Consider the following 6,798-nt stretch of genomic DNA (forward strand, 5'->3'; position numbering starts at 1 on the left):
TCTTGAATTTTCACACGTACAATCGAATACATATTTTGTGCATTATGAAAAATGGAGACGATTGGACGTCCGAGTATAAAAAATTTATTGAGCTCGAATAAATCTAAATGATCTGTCATGTTCGGATCGTCCTTTCTTAATTGTTTTCAATCTTTTTATTTTACCATAGCCTAGGAAAAATATCGTAGAGAAAAATGTTTTCCTCTCTTTATTTTTACATTATTTTGACAAATGACAATTCTCCGCCTTTTACTATCGTTCCATGCTATGATGAATATGAATTAGTAGCACGGAAGGATTGTGAAGTCATTGGAATTTAGACCTTGCATCGATTTACATGAAGGCAAAGTAAAACAAATTGTCGGGAGCACTCTAGGGTATACGGATCAAGCCGTCGTAGAAAATTATATTTCTAATCATGATGCTAGCTACTTTGCTCAACTGTTTGCAAAAGATCAGTTAACGGGTGGTCACGTCATCATGCTTGGTTCAGGAAATGAAGAAGCCGCTTTAGCTGCTTTAGCTGCCTACCCCCAAGGCTTACAAATTGGCGGTGGCATTACAGCTGAAAATGCACAAAAATTTATAGATGCAGGGGCTTCACATGTCATTGTCACATCCTATATTTTTCATGATGGTCAGCTAGATTTAATACGTTTAAAACATTTAAACCAATTAATTGGTAAAGAACGTCTCGTCATTGACCTCAGTTGTAAGATGCGTGATGGAAAGTGGTTTGTCGTAACAGATAAATGGACCAGATTTAGTCATTTCGAAGTCAATGCAACGTCCATAGCCTATATTGAGCAGTTTTGTGATGAACTTTTAATTCACGCTGTTGATGTGGAAGGGAAAAAAGGCGGAATGCAAGAAAGTTTGGTACGGGATTTAGCTGCTTGGACTTCCATCCCAACCACTTACGCTGGCGGTGTTCGTTCAGTTGAAGACTTAGAAAAATTTAACCTATTAGCCAACGGAAAACTGCATGTGACCATCGGAAGTGCCCTCTCTCTTTTTGGCGGAGATTTACCATATACAGATGTAGTGAAATATTGTAAAAAGGACGGGATTTTGTGAAGCTAATTTATAAGGATTTTGTTTTCCCTTTTCAAGAAACGAATTTAGAACGTATCATTGACGGAAAATATTTCAAGGTTAATAAAAAAGACGATTCTCTTGCGATTCACGTACAACTGGATAACGAGCAAATGTTACTAGAGTTTTCAAAATCATTAAAGGCTACATGTGGCTTCTTACGTGATCAAGAAACCGAACCTTATATTGGAACCTATATAGATTTACAAGTTTTTGTAGATGAGTTTAATAAGCGTTATAACTTAAATGCTGAAATTATTAGTTAAAATAAAGGGGCAACTCATTCCCCATTGTTTAATCCCCACTTCTCATCCTATTAATCCATTCTTGTCTTTCTGAAACCTTTTATTTGTAATGGGAGTTCTATATTGTATAGCATATAAGCGTATTGGAGTATCATCGCCTACTACATTAAAAGCTACATAAACGAACCATCGCACAAATAATAAGTATTTTACTAAGAGAAAGGATTTATGAGGTATGAAAACCGAATTTGAAGTAAACTCTTTAAAGTCATTTCAAACTGAACTCACACGCTTCTTTTTAGCCTATAAATTTGCCCTACAAGAAGTGGAGACGAAAATTAATATCTTACAAGAAGAATTTAAGTTAATACACGAATATAATCCAATTGAGCATATATCGACACGTGTAAAAACACCAAAAAGTATTTTAGCGAAGATGATGAAAAAAGAGCTTCCTCCTTCAATGGAAGCCGTTCGTGAAAACATCCGTGATATAGCAGGGGCTCGGATCACCTGTTCTTTTGTAGAGGATATTTACAAGGTAAGCGCCATGTTACAGGCGCAGCATGACATAGAGGTTGTAGAGGTAAAAGATTATATTGCCCATCCAAAAGAAAATGGTTACCAAAGCTTACATCTCATTATTAAAATCCCGATCTTTATGTCAGACCATATGGAAAAGGTTTATACAGAAATCCAAATTCGTACAATAGCAATGGATTTCTGGGCAAGCTTGGAACATAAAATTTATTATAAATATAACAAAGAAGTACCCGAGCATATACGAATTGAATTAAAAGAAGCCGCCCTACAAGCAGCTGAGTTAGATCGAAAAATGGAACGACTAAATAAAGAAATCAATATTTTAAAAGAAAATGAGACTGAGCCTTCATTGTTAGATAGTACCCCTATCTCTCATTTAGCTAACTATTTAGCAGAATTTCCTAGCAAAAATAAAGAATAAGATGATAAAAATCCACTTGGTGTTCTGCGAGAAAAATAAATCATGTTCCTTCCCGCAGAAGGTCAAGTGGATTTTCCAATTAAACTATGCTTTGGACTTTGTTGCTACAAAGAAAGAGAAAATCAGGGTACAAACTGCAAAAATAAGGGTAGCTATATATACATAGCTTACACCATTTGCAATAGTTTCCTTTAAAAAGCTAATTTCTTCTAGACTAAAGCCACCTTTTGCAAATTCCCCATTTAATTGAATTTCACCTTTGCCCAATGAAGCCATTTTTTCACTCGTAGCAAGGTTAAAAATCATCCCAAATAGAGCTGCGCCCATTGCTTGACTAAATGTATTGGTAAATGAGTTCAAACCTATAGATATACCAAGTTGCTTTGGATTGGCAACCTTTTGGATTGAAATCATTAACATCGGCATAATAAAGCCCATACCCAATCCAATTAAGGAGGAACCAAAATAGGCACTGAAATCACTGGAGCCTTCAGATAATCTTGCAAGCAATAGTGTACCTATAACAAGCAAAATCGTTCCCATTTGAATAATGCGCTTATTCGTTAAACGTCCAATTAAATAACCAGCCAAAATGGAATTCACCGTCCAGAAAACTGACATCGGTGTTAATATTAAGCCTGCTTGTGTTGCATTTTTTCCAAGAACACTTTGTGCAAATATCGGTATATAAACTGTTACACCAATGACAATAGACATTGCGCTTAATGTTAAGGCATTAATGACCATGAGTCGACCATTTTTAAACAGTGTTAATGGAATAATGGGTTCTTCAGCTCGTAGCTCTACCCAAATAAAAACACCTAAGAATATAGCTGCGATTCCATACATAAGAATTGATTGACTTGATAACCAAGCCTGCGTTTTGCTGTTTTCAATTATGACAAATAACAACGCCACCATACCAATAGTAAATAACATAGCACCGAGGTAATCAATTTTACGCTTTACGGCCTCAAGCTGTTCCTTATAATGTTTAGCTATTAAATAAATAGAAGCTAAGCCGAATGGGATGTTAATGAAAAAGATAAAATGCCATGACACTTGGTCAACGATAAAGCCACCAAATAAAGGACCAACCACGCCAGACACGCCCCATACCATACTTAAATAGCTTTGTCCTTTGGCACGTTCTTTCTCAGATTTAAACAGCTCTCCAACCATCGTTAATGTGATTGGTAAAATGGAACCTGCACCAATCCCTTGGATCGCACGAAATACAATTAATTGCTCCATCGATTGTGCTAAGCCACATAGCATGGAACCCGTTAAAAAAATAATGATTCCGATAATAATCATCCGTTTGCGACCAAATAAATCGGCTAGCTTTCCAAAGATAATGGCGGCAATTGCAGAAGCCAGTAAATAAGCGGAATATATCCAGCTTATTAAGTCAACTCCTAATAAATCAGCGGTAATACTTGGAATGGCTGTACTAACAATGGTACCTTCAATGGCAGCAAGTGCTGTTACAAGTAATAGTGCAGTAAATACTTTATTCATTTTGTCACCTTTTCCTTTCCTGCATGACATACATTACCAAGTTTGAACTGAAAAGAAAAGAGGAAGGGATTATTTTTATGTAATAGATTGACGGTAACACCACCGATTGAGATAAAATACAAAAGCAGCAAGTTGTCAATTCGACTCTTGCTGCTTAGCATGTATTAGTTAAATCGTTGTGCAATCATATCGTAAATATAACGTGCTTGATCATATTCTGGCTCTAATGTAAATGCTTGTTTCAAATGATACATCGCATCTTCTGTTTGTTCTGTGGACACGGCATACAGTACACCTAAATTATAGTGTGCATCTGCATTATTCCAATCCTGCTCAATTAAAAGATCCAGTTCCTTCTTCCCTTCCTCAAACATTTCTAACGCACATAGCACAATGGCATAGGCTAATCGAATCTGTGTATCTTCGGGAGCAAGCTCCACGGCACGTTGTAAATAAGGCAATGCCAATTTTGAATTTTCCATGCGTTCAAAACATTTGCCCATCATATAATAGACATCCGCGCCTTCAATATGATGCTTTAATGCTTGCTCGTAAAGCTTCACTGCTTCATTATAGCGTTCTGCATTGTAATATAGATTGGCTAAACCATAATAAGCTGTAGCCGCTGTTTCATCCACAGTAATGGCCTTCTGAAAGAAACGCTCAGCACGTTCTGTATCTTCGAGCACCGCTAATAGATTCCCAAAATTCACATATCCAATAGCATTTTCTGGCTCTGCTTCAATTGCTTTTGTAAATAATTGTGCAGCATCCTCATAACGTTTTTCTTGAAATGCTTGAATGCCTTGTTCATTAAAATTCATTCGTTCTTCACCTCTTATGTAGCGAAAGACTGCTTCTATGAAGCCAAGAGGCAGTAAAAGCAGTCTTAACGCAAACTATCCAACATATGTTAGTTTTTCATTACCTTTAAAGACTTCGTCAATTGTTCCGCCACCCATACATTCTTCTCCATCATAAAGAACAACTGCTTGTCCAGGAGTGATAGCACGAACAGGCTCAGCAAAAATAATATGAGCACGGCCATCTGGTAAAACTTCAACTTCTACTGGAGTATCAGTTTGACGGTAACGGAATTTTGCTGTACATGAAAATTTCCCAGGCAATTTTTTTGTCGAAGTATAATTCATTTTCACAGCAGTTAAAGATGTAGAGTATGAATACTCGTTGTCAAATCCTTGTCCTACAAGTAGAACATTTCGCTCTAAATCTTTTCCTAATACAAACCATGGCTCACCATCTCCACCAATTCCAAGACCATGTCGTTGACCAAGTGTATAGTACATTAAACCATCATGCTGTCCCATCACAACGCCATCCATCGTTTCCATTTTGCCAGGTTGAGCTGGTAAATATTGACTTAAAAATTCTTTGAAATTACGTTCTCCGATAAAGCAAATGCCCGTTGAATCTTTTTTCTTTGCAGTTGCTAATCCTGCTTCTTCTGCAATTTTACGCACTTCTTTTTTCTCAATATCACCAATAGGGAACATGACGTGAGATAATTGCTCCTGTGATAGTTGGTTTAAAAAGTATGTTTGATCTTTATTGTCATCAACACCGCGTAACATTTTGACTTCCCCGTCATCTCTGCGGTCAATACGTGCATAGTGACCTGTTGCTAAGTAATCAGCGCCAAGGTTCATGGCATGCTCTAAAAATGCTTTAAATTTAATCTCTTTATTACACATTACATCAGGGTTCGGAGTACGTCCTGCTTTATATTCTTCTAAAAAGTATGTGAAAACTTTATCCCAGTATTGTTTTTCGAAATTAACGGCATAATATGGGATACCTATTTGATTACATACTTTTATCACATCATCATAATCTTCTGTTGCTGTACAAACACCGTTTTCGTCCGTATCATCCCAGTTTTTCATAAAGATCCCGATTACTTCATACCCTTGTTGTTTTAACAAGTATGCAGCTACCGAGGAATCAACCCCACCAGACATGCCGACAACAACGCGAATTTGTGAGGGGTCACGTGTTTCTTTCATTGTGTTCACCTTTTCTTTTATCTATTTACAGTTCGTTCTTCAAAATTTGTAGAACATAACATTCGTTTCGCAAATTATTTTTTAGCTAGTTTTTTCACAATTTGTGCCGTCTTCTCAGCTGCACGTCGAATATCATTTTCCGTTAAATCCTGACCAAAGCTAAATCGAATGGAGTTTCTTAATTCCTCTGAACCTTGTCCAAACATAGCAACTAACACATGTGATGGATCAATTGATCCAGCAGTACATGCCGATCCACTCGATACACAAATTCCTGCTATATCAAGATTTACTAAAAATGATTCTACTTCCATGCCATCAAAACTGATATTTAGAATATGCGGTAATGACTGCTCCTCATTGCCATTCACATGGAACGCTAACTTTTCCTGTGAAAAAACATCAAGCATAATTTGCTTAAAGTGATTGTATAGTGAACGCTTTTCTTCACGCAACTCATTTGCAACTTGTACAGCTTTTGCAAAACCAATAATAGCTGGTATATTTTCAGTACCTGCGCGACGTTTTTTCTCTTGTGCGCCTCCTAAAGCATAACTCGCTAACGGTGTGCCCGTCTTTTGGTAAAGGAATCCAATTCCTTTAGGACCATTGATTTTATGAGCGGATACACTTAATAAATCAACTTGTAATTGGTCTACATCTATCGCCTCTAAGCCATAAGCCTGTACAGCATCTGTATGGAATGTAGCCTGATGATTACGCAATAGCTCACCAATTTCCGCAATAGGCTGAATCGTACCTACCTCATTATTACCATACATAATCGTTACTAAAACGGTATCTTCACGGAGTGCTTTTTGGACATCCTCCACCGCTACACGTCCCATTTGGTCTACTGGTAAATAGGTCACGTCGAAGCCTTCCCGTTCAAGTTTTTCACAAGTATGTAACACCGCATGATGCTCAACTTGAGTTGTAATAATGTGTT

Annotated in this window: 7 protein-coding genes; 3 read left to right on the plus strand and 4 right to left on the minus strand. The window is 37.1% G+C overall.

Translation table 11 applies throughout. The features are described from left to right. The first annotated feature begins 309 nt into the window (after window positions 1-309). The 3 genes from hisA to RT445_RS22465 all read left to right on the plus strand — a co-directional run bounded on the left by hisA (window position 310) and on the right by RT445_RS22465 (window position 2,304). Window positions 310-1,077, plus strand: coding sequence for a phosphoribosylformimino-5-aminoimidazole carboxamide ribotide isomerase (gene hisA, locus RT445_RS22455; protein WP_312506732.1), 768 nt, complete (start codon window positions 310-312; stop codon window positions 1,075-1,077). Then, window positions 1,074-1,361: a hypothetical protein gene (locus RT445_RS22460; protein WP_274793874.1), complete on the plus strand. Its 288-nt coding sequence runs from the start codon at window positions 1,074-1,076 to the stop codon at window positions 1,359-1,361. Before hisA ends, RT445_RS22460 begins: the two co-directional genes overlap by 4 nt. A gap of 214 nt (window positions 1,362-1,575) precedes the next feature. Next, a complete protein-coding gene (locus tag RT445_RS22465; protein ID WP_274793875.1) occupies window positions 1,576-2,304 on the plus strand; it encodes a GTP pyrophosphokinase in 729 nt (242 codons plus the stop codon). 84 nt (window positions 2,305-2,388) lie between these two features. Here RT445_RS22465 and RT445_RS22470 read toward each other — a convergent pair whose 3' ends face one another. The 4 genes from RT445_RS22470 to RT445_RS22485 all read right to left on the minus strand — a co-directional run. After that, on the minus strand, window positions 2,389-3,825 hold the full coding sequence (locus RT445_RS22470) for a DHA2 family efflux MFS transporter permease subunit (RefSeq protein ID WP_312506733.1): 1,437 nt from the start codon (window positions 3,823-3,825) through the stop codon (window positions 2,389-2,391). 164 nt (window positions 3,826-3,989) lie between these two features. Further along, window positions 3,990-4,649: a tetratricopeptide repeat protein gene (locus RT445_RS22475; RefSeq protein ID WP_274793877.1), complete on the minus strand. Its 660-nt coding sequence runs from the start codon at window positions 4,647-4,649 to the stop codon at window positions 3,990-3,992. 75 nt (window positions 4,650-4,724) lie between these two features. Further along, window positions 4,725-5,849: a tRNA 2-thiouridine(34) synthase MnmA gene (gene mnmA / locus RT445_RS22480; RefSeq protein WP_312506734.1), complete on the minus strand. Its 1,125-nt coding sequence runs from the start codon at window positions 5,847-5,849 to the stop codon at window positions 4,725-4,727. Between the two features lie 74 nt (window positions 5,850-5,923). After that, a partial coding sequence (locus tag RT445_RS22485; RefSeq protein WP_313471604.1) for a cysteine desulfurase family protein occupies window positions 5,924-6,798 on the minus strand: 875 nt, incomplete at its 5' end.

Origin of the sequence: Lysinibacillus sp. (assembly GCF_032093475.1) — a bacterium.
Taxonomy (GTDB): Bacteria; Bacillota; Bacilli; order Bacillales_A; family Planococcaceae; genus Lysinibacillus; species Lysinibacillus irui.